Source organism: Aliiroseovarius sp. PTFE2010 (genome assembly GCF_049943335.1).
In the GTDB taxonomy this organism is placed as follows: Bacteria; Pseudomonadota; Alphaproteobacteria; order Rhodobacterales; family Rhodobacteraceae; genus JBNFVY01.
On sequence record NZ_JBNFVY010000001.1, the window covers coordinates 622,140 to 644,134 of the forward strand.

General features: G+C 60.6%; 20 protein-coding genes. 4 read left to right on the forward strand and 16 right to left on the reverse strand.

What is annotated here, in order from left to right; all coding sequences use genetic code 11:
- Positions 1-75: 75 nt before the first annotated feature.
- The 6 genes from ACP2AV_RS03020 to urtA form a co-directional block, all read right to left on the reverse strand.
- Entirely contained in the window at positions 76-213 is a 138-nt protein-coding gene (locus ACP2AV_RS03020) for a hypothetical protein (protein ID WP_426371173.1), read from the reverse strand.
- A 482-nt stretch (positions 214-695) separates the two neighbouring features.
- A complete protein-coding gene (urtE, locus tag ACP2AV_RS03025; protein WP_426371174.1) occupies positions 696-1,391 on the reverse strand; it encodes an urea ABC transporter ATP-binding subunit UrtE in 696 nt (231 codons plus the stop codon).
- Positions 1,392-1,393: 2 nt separating this feature from the next.
- Positions 1,394-2,134 (reverse strand): urea ABC transporter ATP-binding protein UrtD, encoded by a 741-nt coding sequence (gene urtD, locus ACP2AV_RS03030; protein ID WP_426371175.1) that lies wholly within the window; start codon positions 2,132-2,134, stop codon positions 1,394-1,396.
- Positions 2,131-3,363: an urea ABC transporter permease subunit UrtC gene (urtC, locus tag ACP2AV_RS03035; protein ID WP_426371176.1), complete on the reverse strand. Its 1,233-nt coding sequence runs from the start codon at positions 3,361-3,363 to the stop codon at positions 2,131-2,133. The genes urtD and urtC overlap by 4 nt, the downstream gene beginning before the upstream one ends.
- Positions 3,364-3,449: 86 nt before the next feature.
- On the reverse strand, positions 3,450-5,393 hold the full coding sequence (gene urtB / locus ACP2AV_RS03040; protein ID WP_426371177.1) for an urea ABC transporter permease subunit UrtB: 1,944 nt from the start codon (positions 5,391-5,393) through the stop codon (positions 3,450-3,452).
- Positions 5,394-5,456: 63 nt separating this feature from the next.
- Entirely contained in the window at positions 5,457-6,683 is a 1,227-nt protein-coding gene (urtA, locus tag ACP2AV_RS03045; protein WP_426371353.1) for an urea ABC transporter substrate-binding protein, read from the reverse strand.
- 190 nt (positions 6,684-6,873) lie between these two features.
- On the opposite strand from urtA, the gene ACP2AV_RS03050 reads away from it, so the two are divergent.
- Positions 6,874-7,719, forward strand: a complete 846-nt coding sequence (locus ACP2AV_RS03050; RefSeq protein WP_426371178.1) for a LysR family transcriptional regulator — start codon at positions 6,874-6,876, stop codon at positions 7,717-7,719.
- 3 nt (positions 7,720-7,722) lie between these two features.
- Here ACP2AV_RS03050 and ACP2AV_RS03055 read toward each other — a convergent pair whose 3' ends face one another.
- The 10 genes from ACP2AV_RS03055 to ACP2AV_RS03100 all read right to left on the reverse strand — a co-directional run bounded on the left by ACP2AV_RS03055 (position 7,723) and on the right by ACP2AV_RS03100 (position 19,903).
- Positions 7,723-8,772 (reverse strand): ABC transporter ATP-binding protein, encoded by a 1,050-nt coding sequence (locus ACP2AV_RS03055; RefSeq protein WP_426371179.1) that lies wholly within the window; start codon positions 8,770-8,772, stop codon positions 7,723-7,725.
- A gap of 20 nt (positions 8,773-8,792) precedes the next feature.
- Positions 8,793-10,049 carry an MGH1-like glycoside hydrolase domain-containing protein gene (locus ACP2AV_RS03060; RefSeq protein ID WP_426371180.1) on the reverse strand — a complete coding sequence of 419 codons (1,257 nt, stop codon included), beginning with the start codon at positions 10,047-10,049 and terminating at the stop codon, positions 8,793-8,795.
- 17 nt (positions 10,050-10,066) lie between these two features.
- A complete protein-coding gene (locus tag ACP2AV_RS03065; RefSeq protein WP_426371354.1) occupies positions 10,067-11,281 on the reverse strand; it encodes a carbohydrate ABC transporter permease in 1,215 nt (404 codons plus the stop codon).
- 91 nt (positions 11,282-11,372) lie between these two features.
- Positions 11,373-12,626: an ABC transporter permease subunit gene (locus tag ACP2AV_RS03070; protein ID WP_426371181.1), complete on the reverse strand. Its 1,254-nt coding sequence runs from the start codon at positions 12,624-12,626 to the stop codon at positions 11,373-11,375.
- A gap of 45 nt (positions 12,627-12,671) precedes the next feature.
- Positions 12,672-14,027 carry an ABC transporter substrate-binding protein gene (locus ACP2AV_RS03075; RefSeq protein WP_426371182.1) on the reverse strand — a complete coding sequence of 452 codons (1,356 nt, stop codon included), beginning with the start codon at positions 14,025-14,027 and terminating at the stop codon, positions 12,672-12,674.
- On the reverse strand, positions 14,024-15,115 hold the full coding sequence (locus ACP2AV_RS03080; RefSeq protein ID WP_426371183.1) for a LacI family DNA-binding transcriptional regulator: 1,092 nt from the start codon (positions 15,113-15,115) through the stop codon (positions 14,024-14,026). The genes ACP2AV_RS03075 and ACP2AV_RS03080 overlap by 4 nt, the downstream gene beginning before the upstream one ends.
- A gap of 73 nt (positions 15,116-15,188) precedes the next feature.
- Positions 15,189-16,316: an acetate/propionate family kinase gene (locus ACP2AV_RS03085; RefSeq protein WP_426371184.1), complete on the reverse strand. Its 1,128-nt coding sequence runs from the start codon at positions 16,314-16,316 to the stop codon at positions 15,189-15,191.
- Complete coding sequence (locus tag ACP2AV_RS03090) at positions 16,313-17,692, reverse strand: bifunctional enoyl-CoA hydratase/phosphate acetyltransferase (protein ID WP_426371185.1); 1,380 nt, start codon at positions 17,690-17,692, stop codon at positions 16,313-16,315. Before ACP2AV_RS03090 ends, ACP2AV_RS03085 begins: the two co-directional genes overlap by 4 nt.
- Positions 17,693-17,753: 61 nt before the next feature.
- Positions 17,754-18,587 (reverse strand): fumarylacetoacetate hydrolase family protein, encoded by an 834-nt coding sequence (locus ACP2AV_RS03095; protein WP_426371186.1) that lies wholly within the window; start codon positions 18,585-18,587, stop codon positions 17,754-17,756.
- Positions 18,588-18,940: 353 nt separating this feature from the next.
- Positions 18,941-19,903 carry a zinc ABC transporter substrate-binding protein gene (locus tag ACP2AV_RS03100; RefSeq protein ID WP_426371187.1) on the reverse strand — a complete coding sequence of 321 codons (963 nt, stop codon included), beginning with the start codon at positions 19,901-19,903 and terminating at the stop codon, positions 18,941-18,943.
- Between the two features lie 71 nt (positions 19,904-19,974).
- Here ACP2AV_RS03100 and ACP2AV_RS03105 point away from each other — a divergent pair, with 71 nt between their 5' ends.
- From ACP2AV_RS03105 to ACP2AV_RS03115, 3 genes are read left to right on the forward strand one after another with little or no spacing between them, the layout of a single operon-like run.
- On the forward strand, positions 19,975-20,460 hold the full coding sequence (locus tag ACP2AV_RS03105; protein ID WP_426371188.1) for a Fur family transcriptional regulator: 486 nt from the start codon (positions 19,975-19,977) through the stop codon (positions 20,458-20,460).
- Positions 20,457-21,194, forward strand: coding sequence for a metal ABC transporter ATP-binding protein (locus ACP2AV_RS03110; RefSeq protein ID WP_426371190.1), 738 nt, complete (start codon positions 20,457-20,459; stop codon positions 21,192-21,194). The genes ACP2AV_RS03105 and ACP2AV_RS03110 overlap by 4 nt, the downstream gene beginning before the upstream one ends.
- Positions 21,148-21,966 (forward strand): metal ABC transporter permease, encoded by an 819-nt coding sequence (locus ACP2AV_RS03115; protein WP_426371191.1) that lies wholly within the window; start codon positions 21,148-21,150, stop codon positions 21,964-21,966. Before ACP2AV_RS03110 ends, ACP2AV_RS03115 begins: the two co-directional genes overlap by 47 nt.
- Positions 21,967-21,995 lie beyond the last annotated feature (29 nt).

Consider the following 21,995-nt stretch of genomic DNA (forward strand, 5'->3'; position numbering starts at 1 on the left):
GCAATCGTTTTCACTAGGATGGAATGCAGGCCAAGCCCGCCTTTTTGTTTCAATTTCCTTACCACTTGCCTGGCCTCATTCTATTGCGATTAGTTTCAACAGGGTTGCTGCGTCGAACGCGTCAGTCACAATCCCGAAGGAATTTCCGACCGATACGTGCCCGACAACTGTTTGGGGCGCTTCATCAAACTCGACGTTGTCGATAAAGGTCATGCCCGGCCCTGCTTTGTCGTGGTCGACATGTCTGCTTGCGCGGCGTTTTCCGTGTGCGGGGCGCCGGACGAAAACACGGGCGCGCGCCAGGTGTTGCCTGACGCATCAACATGCCCAGCGCTGATAGACACGGTGCGTGCAGCCTGTGCCTGGATCGGTTTGGCGACACCGTCGCGTTGCGCCCAGCTGGGCGTTTGCGTGTCTAGGCAAGCGTACAACTTGGGTTCAAACGCATTTGCCTGCGCCGTAGTGGTGCCGAGAGAAATTGCCACAGCAAAAAACAGATACCGTTGCATGCGATCTTTCCTTGGGTTGACGTGCACTGCCTGCGCATCAAGCGCATGCCTTGGCTGGCAACCTTAGCCACCATTTCTTTCACAACAATTAAGCGGCGGCGGCACGCGCAAGGCGCGGGCCATTAGCAGAGCCAATGCCCGATTTTCGCCTGTTTGCGCTGAGAAAAGGCGCGGGTGCGCGCGCCGTCAGACCGAGACGGCCTGCATCACGTCGGCTTTGCCAAGTTCTGCCTTTGTGCCCGCCAAAGCGACTTCGCCCCGCTTGAGCACGTAGAACGAATCGGCCAGATCGTAGGCGAATTTGAAGTATTGCTCGACCAGCACGATGGCCATGTCACCCCGGTCGCGCAGAAACTCGATCACACGGCCGATCTGCTGGATGATGTTGGGCTGGATGCCCTCGGTCGGTTCGTCCAGAAGCAGCAGTTTGGGCTTGGTGATCATCGCGCGGGCGATGGCCAATTGCTGTTGTTGGCCGCCCGACAGGTCGCCCCCGCGTCTGCCAAGAAAATCCCTGAGGATTGGGAAGAGTTCGTAGATCTCTTCGGGGATGTAGTGTTCAGACCGCGGCAGGCATGCATAAGCGGTTTCCATGTTTTCCTTGACCGTCAGCAGCGGGAAAATCATGCGCCCCTGTGGGACATAGCCAATCCCTTTTTTGGCCAGCGCTTGCGCCGGAAGCTTTCCCAGGTCTTCGCCATCCAGCATCAGTTGGCCACCTGATCTGGGATGCGTCCCGGAAATCGCCTTGAGGAGCGAAGTTTTTCCAACCCCGTTCGTCCCCATGACGCAAGTCACTTCCCCTTGGCGGGCCTCCATCGTGATGCCGTTCAAAATCCGACTGCCGCCGTAGTGCAGGGTGAGGTCTTGGGTCTTGAGCATGTTCAGCGTCCCAGATAAACGTCGATGACGTCTTGGTTTTTCGTCACGTGATCCAAATTGCCTTCGGCCAGAACCGAACCTTCGTGCAAAACGGTCACCTTGCAATCCAGTCGCCGCACAAATTCCATATCATGCTCGACCACCACGACTGCGCGCGTTTTTGCGGCCTCGACCAAGATGTCGGTGGTGTGTTCGCGTTCAGCCAGCGTCATGCCCGCAGCAGGTTCATCCACCAACAAAAGGCGTGGCTCCTGGGCTAGCAGCATGCCGATTTCCAGCCACTGTTTTTGCCCATGCGACAGTTCACCTGACTTGCGCTGCAATTCATCCGTCAGGCCGATTTCCGCCGCCAGCTCGTGCACACGTTCAACATCTGGCTTGGCAGGTTTATAGAACAGGACGGGCAGGGGCGCGCGATCCTTCTTGATCGCCATCAGCAGGTTGTCGAAGACTGACTGATCCTCAAACACGGTGGGGCGCTGGAACTTTCTTCCGATGCCAGCCTGAGCGATTTTCGCTTCGGACATTTTCAGCAGGTTTACCGATTTCTCGCCCCAGATCACACGCCCTTCGTCCGGACGCGTCTTGCCGGTGACGATGTCCATGAACGTGGTCTTGCCGGCGCCATTCGGCCCGATGATGGCGCGCATCTCAGCGCTTCCGATCTGGAACGACAGATTATTGATCGCCCTGAAACCGTCAAAAGTCACGGACACGCCGGATACTTCCAGAAGGGTGCTCATTTGGTGGCCTCCTCTTCCTGAAGGCTGCCCTGATCGGGGCCCAGATCGGCTCCGTGCCGGTCCGGTGCCAGGCTGCCGGTAATCAGATCGACCAGCCCGCCGATGCCCTTGGGCGCCAAAAGCGTGACCAGGACAAAGGACAGGCCAAGCAGCACCTGCCACCAGTCGACCCAGTCAATGGTGAAAAACCCGAGCGGAATGGATGGCACCTGCCCACCGGTAAACCATGTGGACAGCAATGACACCGCCGCAGCGCCAATCACGGCGCCATAGAGCCGCCCACGCCCGCCAATAGCGACCCAAACGGCCAAATAGATCGACGCAATGGGGGCAACTTCGCCCGGGTTGATGATCCCGGCCTGCGGGTAATACAGCGCGCCCGCGATGCCGGCCATCACGGCCGTCAAGGTGAAGATGAATAGTTTGTAGGCTTCGACCGAATAGCCCAGAAAGCGGACCCGCGCTTCGTCATCGCGGATGCCGCGTATGACGCTGCCGAACTTGCCCGACACAACCCAGGCCGAAAGAATATACGCCAGCGCCAGCGCCAGCGCCGACGCCCAAAAGAACCAGACCGAAATATAGTCCTGACTGATACCATCGGCGCCGGGCAGGTTTTGCAGGCCGGAAAGGCCGTTGTTGCCGCGCAGGCCGCTTTCGTTCTGGAACAGATAGAGCGAGAGGGCCAGTGTCATCGCTTGGGTCAGGATTGACAGGTACACGCCGGTGACGCGCGAGCGAAAGGCGAGCCAACCGAAGACCAGGGCCAGCAAGCCGGGCACCGCCACGACAAGGATCAGCTGCAGCACCAAACTGTCTGCGAAGCTCCAGATCAGGGGGAATTCCGAACTGCCCACGACACCGAAGATCTGCGTGCCAATGCCGTCTATGATCTCTTGTGGGGTTGGCGGAATGGTGGCGTTGGCCATGCTTTCGGCAACGATGATTTCGGTGCGCGCATACATCAGCCACATGCCGATCATATAGCCGCCCAGCCCGAAGAAGGCGAAATGACCCAAGGAAAGGATGCCGCAATATCCCCAGACAAGGTCCATCGCGATGGCGACCAGGCAAAGGCACAACGTTTTGCCCAAGGTCTTCACGAATGACGTCGAAATCACACCGGGCCCGTAGGCTTCGGACAGGACTGACACCAGCACGGTGAACAGGCCCAGCAAGGCGAGGAACACCAGCACGGACGGGTTCTTGGCAAAGAAGCTGCGGTTCATTGGATCTGCCTCGCGCGGTTCGGATGGTCGCGGCCAGGGGCCAGCCCCTGACGCTCACCGGGATATTTCTGAAAAGAAGTCATGGATCAGTCTCCTGCGGCGCGGCCCTTGAGGGCGATGATGCCGCGGGGGCGGAACTGGATGAAGATGATGATGAAGATGATCATGTAGGTTTGCGCCGCCAGCGTGTTGGACGGGTTGAACCATTCAATCACCTTCTGCAGCGAGCCGATCATCGTGGCACCCAGCAGTGTGCCCCAGATATTGCCGACCCCGCCAACAACCACGGTCATGAAGCTCTGAACGATATAGTCGCTGCCCAGTTCCGAGGTGACTTTTGCATAAAGCCCGATGGCCACGCCCGCGATGCCTGCAATTCCGGACCCAAGGCCAAAGGTCAGCATGTTCACCCGGTCGGGGTTGATGCCCATCGATGCCGCCATTTTCGGGTTCTGTGTGACCGCGCGGGTTTCCAGCCCCAAGCGGGTGCGCTTCATGATGAACAGGAAAACGCCAAGAAAGATCAGGGCCAGCACGAAGATGGCGATGCGGATATAACTGATCGACACCACGTCGTTCAGCACCCACGCGCCGTCCAGCCAGCCAGGCGACGTCAGTGGCCGGGCCTGTGTGCCGAAGATGTTCTTGGCGATTTGCTGCAGCGCGATGGAAATCCCGAAAGTGGCCAGCAGTGTTTCCAGCGGCCGTGAATAAAGCCACCGGATCACCAGCCGTTCCATCGCGACGCCAGCGGCGAACGTGACCATGAACGCTGCCGGGATCGCCACAAGGATCGACACGGTGTAATCGGGAATGATCTGCTGGATCACATAGCCGGTGTATGCGCCCATCATGATGAATTCGCCGTGCGCCATATTGATGACCCCCATCACGCCGAACGTGATGGCAAGGCCGATGGCGGCAAGGAAATAGATCGACGCCAGCGACAGCGCGTCGAGCGCGAGATCGAGGAACTGGTTGAAACCGACTTTGGTGCGGATCGTTTCCAGTGCATCTTCGGCGGCGGCCGTCACATCGGGATCAGACTCGGCATAAAGCTCGTAGAATGTGGTGTCCTCAAGAGCTGCGTCGATTTCGGCGTCGGTGGTGGCTGCGGGCACGGCGCCCACAGATGCCAGCGCCGCATAGGCGCGATCGCGCATCTCTTGGCTGGACAATTGGTTCACGCGAATTCCGCCAACTTCGCCATTTTCGATGTTGGCTTCCAGCGCGGCACGTTGTTCAGCGCGGGTGATGGTGGCTGGCAGGATACCGGCCTGCATCAGCAAGGCGATAGCCTCGGCGCGCGGCAGCGCGTCGCTTCCGGGTTTTAGGGTGCGGGCGACATTGCCGTCTGGGGCGTCGGTCGCGGCGACACGCCGGGTCGCGACCAGCGGGTTCAGCGCGGCGCGCACGTCCAGACCCAGATCGCCGCGCAACTTGTCGATCGCCGCGATGCGGGCTGCAGGATCGTCGTCAAAGCGAATGGTCAATAGGGTCGCAAGACGCTCTTTTTGCGCCTTGAGCGTTGGGGAGGTTTCCCCGTCGATCGATGCGCGCAGCGGCGCGCGGTGGCTTTCGTCGGGGTCGCGAGCGATGGCTTCAAGTGCGATACGGCGTTGGTCCGGATCGGGGTCGTTGAGCTGAAATTGCACCAGCGCTGAGCCGATCATACTGCGGATACCCGAATTGGGTTTCAGTTGCTTGAAGGCGTCATCGGGGGCTTCGCCCAAGTCGTCCCCGGCAAAGCTGTGAATGTGGAGCGTGTCGCGGTCGATCTCTTCGGCCCAGACAAATTCGCCATCGCTTTCACGCATCCACATCTCTTTGTTCTGCCACTTTTCCAGAACCGACTTGGCTTCAGGAAGGCCGCTGCTCGCAAGCGCGGTGATGGCCGGGCCGATGGACTTGCGCGAGGACTTGGCGATCACGTCGCCATATTCCTGCAAGATGTCCTGAATGGATTGTGCGTGGGCAGGGGCAATCAGCGCTGAAAGTGACAGCCAGATCGCTAGCAGAATGCGCGTCATTTGAATGGTCTTTTTTGTTGGGCAAGGGGGGCGCAGCGGCCCCCCTTGCCGTGGAAGGTCAGATCAATAGTTCGACTTGATCTGCACGCAGGTCTCGGTTTCGGTGTTGTACATACCGCAGTCCAGCTCGGCCCAGTCAGACTTCAGGACAGCCGATTCCGGCAAGAAATCTGTCCAGGCGTCGCCCGGCACTTCCTCGGTCTGGCTGATAATGTCGAATTGACCGTCTTCCTGAATTTCGCCGATCAGGACCGGCTTGGTCAGGTGATGGTTCGGAAGCATTTCGGCTGTGCCGCCGGTCAGGTTCGGAACCTGAATGCCGTACATGGCTTCGCGCACGGCGTCGACATCGGTGGTGCCGGCTTTTTCAACCGCCTGAACCCACATGTTGAAGCCGATCACATGTGCTTCCATCGGGTCATTCGTGACGCGATCTTCGCCCATCTTGGCTTTCCATTTGGCGACGAATTCGTCGTTCAGATCGCTTTCAGCCGACTGAAAGTAGTTCCACGCGGCCAGATGGCCGACCAGATTGGTGGCGTCCAATCCCGACAGTTCTTCTTCCCCGACCGAAAAGGCCACGACGGGAATGTCGTCGGCGGAAATACCGGCAGCGGCCAGCTCTTTGTAAAAGCCGATGTTGGCGTCGCCGTTGATGGTGCTGATCACGCCGACTTTCTTGCCGTCGGCGCCCAGGGCCACAACGTCAGCCACGATCTTGGACCAGTCGGAATGGCCAAAGGGTGTGTAGTTCACGAAGATGTCTTCTTCGGAAATGCCTTTGCCCTTCAGATAGCTTTCCAGGATGTTGTTGGTGGTGCGGGGGTAGACATAGTCGGTGCCAAGCAGCGCGAATTTCTCAACGCCAAGCTCTTCAAGGAAGTAATCCGTGGCGGGGATCGCTTGCTGATTGGGGGCGGCGCCGGTGTAAAAGACGTTCTTCGAGCTTTCTTCACCTTCGTACTGGACGGGGTAGAACATCAGGCCGTTCAGCTCTTCGATGACCGGCAGAACCGACTTGCGCGACACCGACGTCCAGCAGCCGAACATCACGTCGACGTCTTCGACGGTCAACAGCTCGCGTGCCTTTTCGGCGAACAGCGGCCAGTCGGACGCGGGATCCACGACCACGGGCACGATTTCTTCGCCCAGCAGACCACCTTTGGCGTTCTGCTCTTCGATCAGCATCAGCATCGTGTCTTTCAACGTGGTTTCGGAAATCGCCATCGTGCCCGACAGTGAATGCAAGACCCCAACCTTGATTTCGGCATGTGCGGCAGTCGCCGCCATGACGACCGACAAGCTGGCGGTAGTGAGAAGGTGTTTCAGCATGATTGATGTCCCAGTGATTTCAGTTTCGCTCCCTGCAGCGGATTGCACCGCTGAACGGGGGTGACGTTGGAGGAGGTTGGCCGTTGCTGTCTGCTGCAAAAAATGATCTGTAGTGATGCAGTATTCGCAACACTTGCGCGGGGGGCGCATGCGGCACCTTGAGATTTACCGCTATATTCAAGCTATCGTCGAAAGCGGATCTATCCGTAAGGCATCGGAAAGGTTCACAATTTCTCCGTCTGCGCTGAACCGCAAGCTGCTGGCGTTCGAATCCGAGTTGGGCGAGCCGCTCTTTGAGCGTCTCGGGGTCGGGGTTCGGCTCTCGGCTGCCGGAGAAATGTACTATCGCCTAATTATTGATCATCTTGCCGCGATTGAGGGCGCAAATGAATCCCTCTCCGCGCTCAAGGGACTGCGCATCGGGCATTGCGCGGTGGCGGTCAGCCCAGAGCTGACCCAATTTCTGGGACGCACGACGGCGCGATTCCGTGAACGTCATCCCGGTGTTTCGATGACCTTTTGCCAGACCGCGCATGACGGGTTTTCCGACGCGCTGCTTGGGCGCTCGGCCGACCTTGCTTTGATCGCACAACCGGTGTTTCGCCCTGGCATCGAAACCGTTGCCACCGCCATAAGCAATTTGGTCGCGGTCACGGCGCAGGATGGCCCGCCAATCGCCTTAGGGCACTTGGCCGAATACGACATGATCTTTCCGCCCGAAGGCACTGGCCTGCGCGAGTTGATCGACGTGACCTTTCGACGCCAGAATTTTTCGCAACGCCCTGCCATGGTCTGCGGCGCGCTGTTGACCCCGCAGACCTGCCCGCGCCCAAGTCTGCAATTCTGGCCTGCGGCCGATTTGCCAGAACCCGCCCGCCCATTGGCCCGACCTGTCGTGGCCAAGCTGGTCCTGGCGCGGGCCGAGGGGCGCGCATTGCCGCCTGCGGCGGAAAAACTGTCGCTATGGTTGGCGGACGCGTTGCAGGCGTTGTAGCGTTCAGGGGCGGGCCAGCGCCAAACCTTGTGCATCGAAGAAATGGGTGTGTTCGGGCGCGAAAGTCAGCCCGACCCGATCCCCATCGCGCAGACCGGTGTTGCCCACCACGCGCACGGTGATCCGGCCAAGTTCGGCCCCGTCAATGATCAAGAACGTGTCCGAGCCGTGGTATTCGGCCACGTCGACCACCCCGTCGGCCTGGCCGTCGCCCGGCGTGCCCAGCGTGATATGTTCCGGGCGAATTCCAAGCTTTACCGCACCGTTCGGCCCCGTGCCGCCGCGCCCGCCCCAAAGGGTGTATTGCCCGCCCGATGCGCTGCACGACATGATATTCATTGCGGGGCTACCAATGAACTGGGCAACGAACAAGTTGGCCGGGCTTTCATAGAGTTCGCGCGGGGTGCCGACCTGCGCAATGGTCCCGAATTCCAGAACGACAATGCGGTCGGCCAGTGTCATGGCTTCGACCTGGTCGTGGGTCACGTAGATCATTGTCCGACCAAGCGACTGATGCAACTTTGCGATTTCGTAGCGCATCTCGACCCGCAAGGCAGCATCGAGGTTCGACAGCGGCTCGTCGAACAGAAAGGCCGTGGGATCGCGCACAATCGATCGACCGATGGCTACACGCTGTCGTTGCCCGCCCGACAGATCGCGCGGGCGGCGGTCCAGGTAGTCTTCCAGCTTCAAGACCCGCGCGGCCTCGGACACCTTGGCGGTGATTTCGGACTGTGGGGCGCCGGCGGTCTTTAGTGAAAAGCCCATGTTATCGGCCACCGACATATGGGGGTAGAGCGCGTAGCTCTGGAACACCATCGACAGGCCGCGCTTGGAGGGGGGCTGATCGGTGACATCGGTGCCGTTGATCGCCAGACTTCCGCGCGAGATTTCTTCAAGTCCGCCGATCATGCGCAACAGGGTCGACTTGCCACAGCCGGATGGGCCGACGAATATGACAAATTCGCCCTCGTCGATGGCCAGGTCGATGCCCTTGATCACCTGCACCTCGCCGTACCATTTTTCGACAGCGCTCAGTTCGATCGATCCCATTGTGTCCTCCTTCAGCTCGGCTAGAGCCGCCCTTTGGCCGACGGCGATGCCCAGGTCAGCCAAATCGCGGCTGTCCAGGTAAAGGCGTCGCCGCCTGCCGGTGCCCCGTCATGGGGACAGAAATATTCATAGAACCCGTGTTCGGCGATCAGCTTGCGCGTATCCCGGCGAATGCGTTCGGCAAATTCGATGTGGCCCGCTTCGGCCAATCCCAGCCCGATCAGCGTGTTGATGATCCCCCAGACTGGACCACGCCAGTATCGCAGGCTGTTGAACGCGGCGCTCTCGGGGTCGCACGAGGGCACGGCGAAGCTCACATTGTCGAGGATACGCTTGAGATGCGGCAGCATCCGGTCGTCGCGCATGCCTGCGTACCAGCACAGGAAGGATGCCGACGAAAGGGACCCGGCGTGTTCGCCCGTCCTCAGATCAATGGAATCGTAAAAACCACCGTTCTCGTTCCAATGCCGCGACACGCCTTGTTCCAAGGTATGGATCCATCCCCGGATTTCTTGCGTGATGTGGTCCAGCTCGGCCGCGATGGCCAGCAGGTCCCGGCACGATCGCAACAGGATGAATGTCATGCCAACATCGGCCACTCGAAAGGGCCCGTTCCTGGCGATTTCGGCTTCGTCATACCCGCTGTCGCGGCTGAATTGGACCATGGCCAGGTAGCGGTCATAGTCTTCCTTTTTGGGGCGCATTTCGGGATTCACGTGATGGGTGTCCGCACGTTCGTACGGGCCCACGTTCGACCCGTCGACATTGGCCATCGCCCCGTCCCAGTCGACCGCATTGTCACGCCCGCTTTCCCAAGGATGCGTAATGGCAACCATGCCATCGGTAACCCGATGTTTCATGAACCAGCGGTGCCAGCTGACCAGGCGGCCATAGAGCAGTTCCATGTGCACACGGCCATATTCCTTGTCCGCCTCATAGATGGACCGCGCGAAAGTGGTCACCACGGGGGGCTGTGTGATGCCCGATGTATGGGGGATGCGCGGCGTGCCCCAGACATCGGGGCCGGGAAAATACCCGTCGGCGCGTTTGTGAAAGATGATGTGGGGGACCATCCCGTTGTCCCATTGCCCGTGAAACAGGGTCTGGATTTCGAACCAGGCCCGTTTGACGTCGAAGGCGGCAAAGCCCCAGGCCGCAAAGCCGCTGTCCCAGTTCCATTGATACGGGTACAGCCGTCTGGTCGGCACCGTATAGCCGCCACGATCATTCTCGCGCAGAATTTTGCGCGCCTGTTTGTCCAGTTTCTTGTGGTTCATATGTCTCTTACTCTGACCTAGCCTTTGACCGCGCCTGCAGTCAGTCCGCGCGTCATGAATTTCTCTAGTCCAAGGAAAAGCACCATGATCGGGACAGTTGCAATGACTGCGCCGGCCATAAGGTGCTGCCGTGGTATTTCTGATGAATTAAGCATCGCTACACCGCGTGTAAGCGTGAATTTCGATGGATCGTCCAGCAACATGAATGCCAAAAGGAATTCGTTCCACGCGATCATGAAGACATAGAGCGAAACCGACGCAAGCGCAGGCAAAGCAAGGGGGAGCGTGATTTTCCAGATCACCTGCAGGCGCGACAGGCCATCCATCAGTCCGGCCTCTTCGACTTCGGCGGGCAGTCCGCGGAAATAGCCCTGCAACATGTAGAGCGCGACCGGGATTGTCGTGACCGGATAGATCAACACGATGCCCAGAATGGAATTGCGCAGGCCAGCGCTAGAGAAGGCGATGTAGATCGGCAGCGCCAGTACGATCATGGGCACCATGTAGATGAGTAGGATCGACCGGCTCATCATCGCCGCGCCGCGAAACCTCAGCCGGGCGACCGCGTAAGCGCCGGGGATTGAAAACGCCAGCGTGATCGCAACCGTGATGACCGAGATCAGGAAAGAGGTCCACAAGTAGCGCCCGAAACCAAAGTCGCGAAACAGCTCGACGTAGCTGCGAAACAGGCCCATCCCCTGTGACAGATCAAGGGAAAAATCCAACGGGTTCTGCAACAGCGCCTGCTGAGATTTCAGCGAAGTCATGACCATCACGTAAAACGGGATCAGCACGATAGCGGTGAAAAAGATATACCCGAACCCGGTCAGAAACCGGATCACCGCCGCCTCGAACACGTGGCGGGTCAACGCGCCCTTGTCCACATCAGCCAGAATGCGCCACAGCCCGACAGCGGACGCCGCTGCGATGATCGCTCCGGTCACTATGCGCAGACCTGCCCCTGTGTCGGCCGCGAACAGCACCGGCGCTGGCAAAGTGATATGTGCAACCGCGACCACGATGCTCAGACACACCAACACCCAAGGTCCCCGCACCCGTTCAATGGCGCCAAACCCCAGGACGGCGCCGTAGACAACGCTCCACAGGGCCGACGGACGCAGCGCGTCACCTGTGGCAAAGCTGAGGGCGATGGCCACACTGGTCGCGATCACCAGCGTCCAAAGGGCGCCCAGCACAGGTCCAGTCAAATAACCGTACCTCAACATCCGCATCGACTGGCCCTCTTCGTCTGAAAAATATCCCGGGTGGTGCCCGACCGGCTGCGGGGGCAGAGCCCGCACGCGGGTGCAGTCAAGCGCCCGGTCATAGTCCTTCCTCGCGGCTCATGAAGCGAAAGAAGAATACCGAAAACAGCAACAAGCAGCCAAAGACCACAACCGCCACCGCTGCCCCTGCGCCGATGTTGGAAATCGCAAAGGCCTGCTCGTAGACGTTCACCGTCAGCGTCCGCGTTCCGGCATTCCCACCCGTCAGCAAGAAGATGTCGTCGAATTTGTTGAAAGTCCAGATGAAGCGCAGCAGGAACAGCACCGACAGGATGCCCAAGAGTTGTGGCAGGCTCAGGTACCAGAATTTCTGAAATGGGCTGGCGCCGTCCATGTCGGCCGCTTCGTACATATCGGTGTCGATGCTTTGCATCCGGGCCAGGATGAACAAGAAGGACAGGGGGAAATAGCGCCAGACCTCGAACACCGTCACCATGATCAACGCCAATGGCTTTTCGCCAAAAAAGCTGATCGGCGTCTGGGTCAGCCCCATTTGCAAGAGCAGCGCATTGGCCGAGCCGGAAAATGGATCGAATAGCGTCACCCAGGTAAAGGCCACCGCGATCACCGGGGCAACATAGGGAAACAGATAGAGCCCCCGCAAAATGCCTTGGCCCTTGAACGAATGGTTTAGCAGCATGGCGGCAAAAAGCCCGAAAACCAGCGCGCCGATGGTCCCGAACACCGTGTAAAACAGGGTGACCCCAAGCACGCCAAGGAATTCGTCGCCGCTGAAGATGCGGGCGAAATTGTCCAACGTAAACTCATCGTTGGTGAGCACGCTCTGGCCCTTGCCAGTCAGCAGCGGATCGCTGGCTTCCACGTCGCCCGTGGCCAGATAGCTGGCCCCCACCGTGACCGGAATTTCCAACCGCTCGCGCGCGCCGCCCTGAAGTGTGCCGAAATCGCAAAACAGTTGCTGCCCGTCCAGACTGCAGCGGTCGTCTGGCAGGGCTGTGACGGTCAACCCTTGTGGGATCACATCGCTGAAAGTCACGCCCAGCACCGGTCCGTCGGGTGACGAATTGCGCAGCCGGTAGCGGATGGTCGCGTCATCGCCTGGCGCGGTGGGTTTGCCGCGCAGATCCTCACGAAGAACCGGTTCGGGCGCGCGCAGGTCGGACAATTGGACCGGCTTCACGGAAATCCAGAAGATCGCCAGAAGCGGCAAGATCACCACCAGCGCAACGGCCACAAGCGTTGGCGCCAGCAGCCCCCAAGCCAGGCGCGCCTCGCGTTTGGCCAGCGGTCCGCGTCCTTTGGGCGGCTGTGCGGTGCGGGTGGTCATCATGCAGCTCCGGATGGGGCGGCCCCGCAAGGGCGCGCCCCGATTGACTTATTCGATGGCGGACAATTCGTCGTTCATCATCTGGATGGTGGCTGCAGCGTCGCGTTCGCCGTCGATGAATTCACGAACGAGGCGGTTGATCGCCTGGCTGTTGATCATCTTCGACGCCAGCGCCAGCTGTCCGTCCTTGACGCCCCAGCGTTGCGCCACGTCCAGACCGCCCACGATCTCGTCGATCATGCTTTTGTCATAGAGGTCGGCCAAGGGCGCCTTGCGATCCACGCCAACCGGCAGGCTGGCCCATTCCACGGCAAATTTCTCTGGGTCGGCCAGATCGCCGCGCCGCACCGGAAACTTGCCTTCGGGCGCGATTGACAGAGTTTGAGTGTAGCCATCCGACATCGAAAACTTGACGAACTCTTCAGCCGCGTCGGCATTGGCATCCGACGTGACGCCGAAAGACCGGATGTCGCCCCAGGCTGCTCCATCGGGGTTTGATGGCCCGCTGAAGTTGGTCACGATTCCCGTCAGCGACGCCAGTTCGGCGCTGGTCGGATCGTCGTTGATGGTGGGCGGCGCGCTGTCGCGCAGGCCCGCCAGTTCATCCAGGATGAAGGGCGACCAGATGATCATCGCCGCCTGTCCTGCGAAGTAAAGTTCGCGCGATTGCTTCCAATATAGATCCCCCGGCGGCGAGGCTTCGACGATCGCCTTGTAGAAATCCAGCACTTCTGTCGTGGCGGCCTCATCAAGCGGTTGGAACCCCTCTGGGCCGACTGGCGAAACGCCGTTGGCAAGGAAAACATGCTCCAGAACCTGGCTCATGAAATTCTCATCCACCTTGGTCGCGGCGACAAAGCCGTACATTTCTGGCGGGTTGTGCAATTTTTCCAGCGCGGCCCGAACATTCGCAAAACTGGTGGGCGCCTCCAGGCCGGCGTCCTCGAACAGATCCTTGCGATAGACGATCATTTGCGTCCATCCGTCGACCGGCACCGAGGCATAGCCGTCTTCGGTCGCGGTCATTGCCAGCGCGCCGGGCGCAAAAGTCTCTGCGCCCAGTTCCTCGACCAGATCGGTGGCCGCGTCGGTGTCCAGAATGCCGGCTTCGGCCCAAGGAAGGGCATATTGCAGCGTGTGATAGATCACGTCCGGCAGATCGCCCGCGGCGAACGCGGCGGTGGCGCGCGTGCCCTGATCGCTTTCGGTGACGGGGATGACCTCGACCTCGATGCCAGAGGCTTCTTCGAATTGCGCGGCCATTTCCTGTTGTTTGGCAAGCCGCTCGGGCTGTTCTTCGATCGTCCAGAAACGGATGGATTCCGCTTGAACGCCGGTCGCTGCCAGGGCCAGCGCCATCGCGGCGCTTCCTGTTAGTGACTTGAAACGAAGTTGTTTCGTCATGTCTTGACCTCCCAGTCTTTAAAATGAGTGTTTTGATTGAAGCTCGGGGCAGGGCCAACGCTGGCACCTGGCATCCACGCAGCGCATGCCGTGCGCCGCAAGGATTCAGGTGCGTCCCCCCGGCAATGCCTGATCAGCAGGCCTGCCAGTTCCTGTCCCACCAGTTTGTTGTCGACGGCGAAACTGGCCAGCGGTGGGGTCAAACGGCGCCCTTCGGGCTGTCCGTCATAGCCGACGATAGACAGGTCGCGCCCGATGACGACGCCGCGCGATGCCGCTGCCGCATAGGCCCCAAAGGCGGCAAGGTCGGTCGCAAAGATGATCGCAGTCGGCGGGTCCGGCAGATCGAGCAGCCGGTCCGTCGCAGCGCGGCCCTGTGCTTCACTTGAGGCATTGGCAACGATCAGGCGGTCATCCAGCGGTAAACCTGCATCACGAAGCCCGGCAAGGTACCCCGCTTTGCGCAGGCGCACGAACATATAGCGGTCGTCGCCGTGCACAAAGCCAATACGCCGGTGGCCCAGCTTGGTCAGTCGGCTGACCGCTTCGCCGATGGCGGTTTCGCTGGCAATGTCGAACCAGCCGCAGCCTTCGCGATCCTCGACACGACCATAGAGGATAAAGGGCACGCCGCGGCCGCGCAGGTAGCTTACGCGGGGGTCATCAGCCATGGTCCGGGGCAAGATGAACCCGTCGGCTTTTCGTTCGGTGATCAATTGATCCAGCGTCGGGATCAGCGCCGCGCGATCCGGCGCCGTGGCCAGTGTCAGTGTCCAGTTCTCTTCTGACGCAACCTGACTGATACCTTGCAGGAAATCGGCCAGAAACGGGCGCTGTCCGTCATGGTCATACGTTTGCAGAACCAGCCCGATTGCCCGGACACGACCTGTTCGAATGGCCTGAGCCTGCGCCAAGGGGCGATAACCCAGATCGCGGGTGGCTTGTTCAACCTTTCGCCGCGTCGATTTGGAAATATCAGGGTAGCCATTCAGCGCACGCGACACGGTACCCTTGGTCACGCCAAGGTAATCGGCCACATCCGCAATCGTCACACGCTTTGGCGTTTTTTGGTTGAACGAATCCCCCATGAGCACAAGTAAGTGTTCCCGAAACCGGTTTCGGCAAGGAAAAAAGTTATCTGCGCTGCACTATTCACCGTTTTCAGGCGTGCAGAGCAGCGCGTGTGGCGCTGGCGATGACGCTCTCTTCATCCGTTGGGATCACAAGGATCGGGGTGTCACCGAGGGCGACGTTCGTGGCATTTTCTGCGTTTGCTTCAGCGTCGATCCTGAGGCCAAGAAAGTCCATATCGGCGATTACCTGGGCGCGTATTGGGGCGGCGTTTTCCCCCACCCCACCGCAGAACACCAGTGCGTCCAACCCGCCCAGAACCGCGGCCATTGCGCCAATTTCGCGCCGAATGCGGAAGCAGTAGTAATCGATTGCCTGAGCTGCCTCTGGTGCGTCGCTGGCCAACAGGGTGCGCATGTCGTGCGAGATCCCGGACAACCCTTTCAGGCCGCTTTCCTTGTAGAGCATCGTTGAGATGTCTGCTGCGTCCATGCCCTTGGCGTCCATAAGATAGAGCAGGACGCCCGGGTCGATCTGGCCACACCGGGTGCCCATTGGCAGCCCGTCCAACGCCGAAAACCCCATGGTTGACCCCACCGATTGGCCGCCCCGCGTGGCGCACATGGACGCACCATTTCCCAGATGGGCGATGATCACCCGATTGTGGGCCAGTTCAGGATAATGACTGGCCAGATGGCGCGTGATATAGTCGTAGCTGAGACCGTGAAATCCGTAGCGCCGCACGCCTTCGTCATAGAACGCGCGGGGGATGGCGAAGGTATCGTTTACCCAAGGGTGGCCGCGATGAAAGGCCGTGTCGAAGCACGCGACGTGCACCGCGTGCGGGAAAGCCTTGCCGGCGGCGTTCACCGCCGCCAGATTATGGGGTTGATGCAGGGGCGCCAGCGGGATGTATTTCTCTAACTGGGCGATGACCTGCGGTGTCAGCGTGACCGGCGCAGCAAAATCCGGCCCGCCATGCACCACCCTGTGCCCGATCCCGTCCAGCGGCGTCTGAAGATGCGGCGCCACAGCCGATAGAATCGCCTGAACGCCGTTGGCATGGTCTGTGGGGCCCAGCGCCGTGCGGTCATCGCCGATCCGCAAGGTCGCATCGGGGCCGATCCGGTCAACCTGGCCCGAAAGGGTGCGCGCTTCATCCTCCCACACCGAAAACTTGATCGATGAGGATCCGGCGTTCAGCGTCAGAATGCTCATACTTTTGCGCCCCGTTCTGCATAAAGCGCTGCAATCGCGCAGGACGCCAGCCGCGCGTCGTCATCATCGGCGCGGCTGGTCAGGATGATCGGGCAGCGCGCGCCGATCACGATGCCGCCCGCTTCGGCATGCGCCAGAAAGGTCAGTTCCTTGGCGACCATATTGCCTGCTTCCATGTTCGGTGCGACCAAAATTTCGGCCCGCCCCGCCACCAGGCTTTTCAATCCCTTCGTGCGCGCCGCTGACAAGTTCACGGCGTTGTCCATCGCCAAGGGGCCATCGACCACGCCCCCCTTGATTTGGCCCCGCTCTGACATTTTTGACAGCACGGCAGCGTCGATGGTCGACGGGATTTTGGGCGTCACCGTTTCGACGGCGCTCAGGATACCCACTTTGGGCTGGTCGATCCCAAGTGCCAATGCCAGATCAATCGCGTTCTGGGTGATGTCGACCTTGGTTTCTAGGTCGGGCGCGATATTGATCGCCGCGTCGGTCACCATGATCAGGTGGTCGACGCCTGGCACGTCCATTACGAAAATATGGCTCAGTCGGCGCCCGGTGCGCAGCCCGGTGTCGCGCGCCAGCACCGGGCGCAGCAATTCGTCTGTATGAAGATACCCCTTCATCAGCGCCCTGGCACGCCCTTCGTTCACCAGCGCCACGGCGCGAGCGGCTGCGGCGCCATGGTCTGGCACATCAATCAGTTCGTAGGCGGTGATGTCTTTGCCCAACTCGGCCGCGGCGGCTTCTATCTTGGCGCGGTTGCCGATCAGGATTGGCGTGATCAACGTCTGCTCTGCCCCAAGGATCGCGCCGCCCAATGAATTGGTTTCTTCGGGTGCGACGACGGCGGTGGGGATGGGGGGCAAAGGGGCCGCGCGTTCGGTCAGCGCATCGAAGTTGTGGTGCGACTGAACGGTCAGGCCGGGAATGTCGCCTGCTTCGAAGCTCACCTTGTTGGCGGGGGCCTCGACCTCGGCCTCGCCCTCACAAATCCGCCGCTTGCCCACGTCGACCCATACTGCGAACCGCGCAAGACGGTCTGGCCCAAGCGATGTCACCTGCGCACCGATGGTCAAGGTGTCTCCTGCTTGCGCGTGGCCAAGAAACCGGACGTTCAGCCCGCGATAGAGCGTACCCGGCCCCGGCAGCTGATTGCCCAGGACGGATGACACCAGAGAAGCGACCCAGGACGACGGGGCAAGCGCCTCGGGCTCGCCATCGCCGTCGCCGTCCTCAAGCGGGATGTGCATCGGATTGCGATTGCCCGACGCATGGGCGAACACGTAAAGGTCGTCGGCCACGCACAAGCGTTCGGTCGTGGCCTTCATGCCGATTTCAAGCGCATCGAACGGGGTGTTGTGATAGATTTTCATCGTGTCCGTCTCCTGAACGGCGTCGTTGTGCCCACGCTGCGTGACGGGGCAGCGACGCGCTTTACCGGTCTTCAATTACGCGTTGGCGCTGCTGGCCCAATCCGTCGATACCCAATTCCACGACATCCCCCGGCCCGAGGAATCGCGGCGGCGTCATGCCCATGCCGACCCCGGGCGGCGTGCCGGTGCAGATCACGTCGCCTGGGTGCAGCGTGAACAACTGGCTAAGGTAGCTGATCAGAAACGCCACGCCAAAGATCATGGTGGCGGTGTTTCCGGTCTGCATGCGCTGCCCGTTTACGTCCAGCCACATGCCCAATCCCTGCGGATCGCCAACTTCGCCCGGGGTGACCAGCCACGGTCCGAGCGGGCCGAAGTTGTCACAGGATTTGCCTTTGACCCACTGACCCGAGCGCTCGATCTGAAATGCCCGTTCGCTCACGTCATTGGCCAGCGCATAGCCGGCAACATACTGCAACGCCTCTGCCTCACTGACGTATTTCGCCTGGCGCCCGATCACCACAGCCAGTTCAACTTCCCAGTCCAGCTTGGTTGACCCACGCGGCTGGATGATCGGATCGTACGGGCCGCAAATGGCAGAATTGAACTTTGCGAACAGGATCGGCTCAGGTGGTACAGTCATGCCCGCTTCGGCCGCATGATCGGAATAATTCAGCCCGACACACATGAATTTGCCGATATCGCCCACGCAGGCCCCGATCCGCGGATCGCCCGTAACCACGGGCAGGCTGTCTGGCGCAGGCAGGTCGTCTAAGCGCCCCAGGACCGCGCCCGAGAGATCTTCGATTTCCCCGGATAGATCGCGCAACACGCCGTCCGTATCCAGCACCCCCGGTTTTTCACTGCCGCGCTCGCCATAGCGCAAAAATCTCATCGCGCCGGTTCCTTCTGCTTAACAATACCCCGGCCCGAGGCGTGCGCCGGCGCCAGTTGCGCCAAGACTGCCCGTTTGCTCCGGTGGCCGCAAGCCGAGACGACGCACCCCCACCCAAGAAGGCAGGGGGCGCGCGTTTTGCGCCAGATATTCAATCGGCGCAAAAGGCAGGCACAAAAAACCGGCGGGCAAGACAAGGGTCAGGATGAGCAGGGTCGGCGGCGCAGACAGCCGCCCTTGGATCAGAAGGTTCTGCGCGGTTGTGCCCATGTACTTGCGTCGCATGAGCAATCAACAAATCCGTGTCCGTGCGCGGTTTGGCGCACGGACTTTTCGCGCGTGGGCGTTGAGCGTTACTGATTTCCGCAGGTCGCGAATTCGGTCGCCAGGTTGCGCATTACGCGGACATAGGTGTCCGGGCCATCCTCTAGGGTCGCGCCCAACGGATCCAATTCAGCCACGCCGGCGCCAATCTTGGCCGCCAGACGATTGCCCAGTATGTCCGGCCGTCCCGGTTCAGAGAAAACGCAAGCAATCGGCGTGTCGGCGGCGGTTTCGGTCAGTTCGGCGATCCGTTTGGCACTGGGCGGCGAGGCTTCGCTGTCGGCCAAGCTGCCGATGATGTCTATGCCGTAGGCATCAGCGAAATACCCGAAAGCGTCGTGATAGGTGACGAAATGGTGTCCGGCGACGGGGGCTAACAGCTGAGAAATTTCGGCGTCCAGCGCGTCGATCTTGGCTGTGGCCGCCTTCAAGTTGGCAGCGTAGGTCGCCGCGTTTGCGGGATCACGGGTGGATAAATCAGATGCAATTGCCGCCAGCCAGACCCGCGCATTCGCCGGGTTAAGGAAGGCATGGGGGTCGACTGAATGACTCGCGTGGGTATCATCGTCGTGATCGTCGTGATCGTCGTGATCGTCGTGATCGTCGTGATCGTCGTGATCGTCGTGATCGTCGTGCGCATGCCCGCTTTCGCGCAGGACGGTTCCGGGGACCTCCAACAATTCCAACGATGCAGACGCATGTTCTTCCAGCACGTCATGTAGCCACGGCGTCATCGCCGTACCCACCCAGACCACCACATCGGCATTTGCGATGGCCAAAACCTGCGACGGGCGCATTTGAACATGGTGCGGATCATCGTCCGCGCGCACCAGCGCCTGCGGATCGCCCAATTCGCCCACGATCTGCGCAGTAAGATCACGAATGAGCGGCAGGTCCGTCACAATATCCGGGCCTTGCGCGCTGGCCGCATTGGGAAGCGCATGGATCATCAGAGCCGCGGCAAGGGTCGAAAGCGAAAGGCGCACGCGCATTGGGATTGTTCCTGTCATCTAAGTGATATATTATCACATGTGATATTATAACAATATGGGGCGCGCAACCCATGTCGCATCGTAGTCTTGCCGCGTTTCACGACCATGACCATGCTGATTGCACGGATGCCGGGTTGGACCGGGCGGACGCCTTGGCGCAGTCCAGGGGGTTACGCCTGACGCCTGTGCGCCGGGCCACGCTTGAAATCCTGTTATCCCGGCACAAAGCGTTCGGCGCATATGAGATTCTGGATGAACTGAAACAGGCCGGGTTTGGCAGCCAACCGCCAGTGGCCTACCGTGCGCTGGATTTCCTGGTCGAGCAGGGCTTGGCGCACCGTGTGCGTCGCCTTAATGCGTTCATGGCGTGCACCCACCCCGGCACGGATCATGCGCCAGCCTTTTTCATCTGTACCGAATGCGCCGCAGTTGCTGAATTACCAGAAGAGTCGCTGCGCGCTGCGGTCAGCGACGCGGCCACGTCGATCGGGTTCGAGGTGCAGCGTCTCAGCGTCGAGGCCGAAGGGCTGTGCCCGAATTGCAAGGCGGACGAATGAATCTTATCGAAGCGAAGGACATGACGTTACGCTACAGCGGCGCACCGGTTCTCGAACATGTCGATTTCTCTATAGCCCCGGGCGAGATCGTGACCGTCATCGGCCCGAACGGGTCGGGTAAGTCGACCTTGCTGAAAGCGCTTTTGGGGGTGATGGCGCCCACCGGGGGCACCATTACGCGCCAGCCGAACCTGCGGATCGGCTATGTCCCGCAAGAATTGTTCATCGACAAGCGCATGCCACTGACCGTCGCGCGGTTCTTGTCGATGCCACATCGCCACACAGATGACGCAAAGGCCCGTGCGTTGCAGCGGGTTGGGGCCGAAGGGCTGGAGTCGCGCCAGATGACGGGGCTGTCCGGCGGGCAGTTCCAGCGTGTTCTGCTGGCCCGGGCGCTGCTGTCCGCACCGGATATTTTGGTCATGGACGAACCGACCAAGGGGCTTGATCAACCCGGCATCGCCGCCTTTTACCAGCTGATCGAGGACTTGCGACGCGAGATTGGCTGTGCGGTCCTGCTGGTCAGCCATGACCTGCACGTCGTGATGAGCGCGTCTGACCGGGTGATTTGCCTGAACGGCCACATTTGCTGCCAAGGCGCTCCGCAGGTCGTATCGAACGCACCGGAATACCGGGCGCTGTTCGGGACGGGCACAGGCGGCACGCTTGCGCTTTATCAACACGAACATGGTCACAGTCACGATCCTGCCGACGGTTGCGACCATGGGCATTGAGATCCTGATCCTGCCCGCGATGGCCGGGCTGGGGCTGGCGTTGGCCGCCGGGCCGCTGGGGTCCTTCGTGGTCTGGCGCCGCATGGCGTATTTTTCTGACGCGACCGCGCACGCCGCTGTGCTTGGGGTCGCGCTGGCGCTGGCGCTGCATATCAACGTGTTGATCGGCGTGGTCGTTGTGGCATTGGTCATGGCATTGCTCTTGACGCGCTTGTCGCGGGGGCACGCTGGTGACGACACGAACCTGGGGGTCATGGCGCATTCGGCATTGGCGCTCGGGCTGGTGGCAATCGCCTTTGTGCCGGGCGCGCGCGGCGACATGACCGGCTTTTTGTTTGGTGAAATTCTAGCGGTCGGCGCACGCGAGCTGATGGTGATCTGGGGTGGGGCAATGCTGATTGTTGCGATCGTTTTGTGGCAGTGGCACGCGCTGTTGCTGGCGACAGTCAGCGAAGAGCTTGCGACATCCGAAGGGTTGAACCCGCAGCGTCTTCGCCTTGTCCTGACGCTGGTGTTGGCGCTGGTGGTCGCGGTGGGGCTGAAATCGGTCGGCGCGCTGTTGATCGGGGCCATGCTTGTGATTCCGGCGGCGACGGCGCGGGCATTTGCCCGCTCGCCGGAACAAATGGCGTTTGGCGCATCTGTCGTCGGCGCGGTTTCGGTTCTGGCAGGGCTTCTTGTATCGCTCTATGTCGATACGCCAGCAGGCCCTTCGATCGTCGTTGCCGCAGCGGGAATGTTTGCCCTGTCGCGTGCGCTGAAACCTGCGTGACTTCACTATCTGGCACTGGGCGCTGAGCC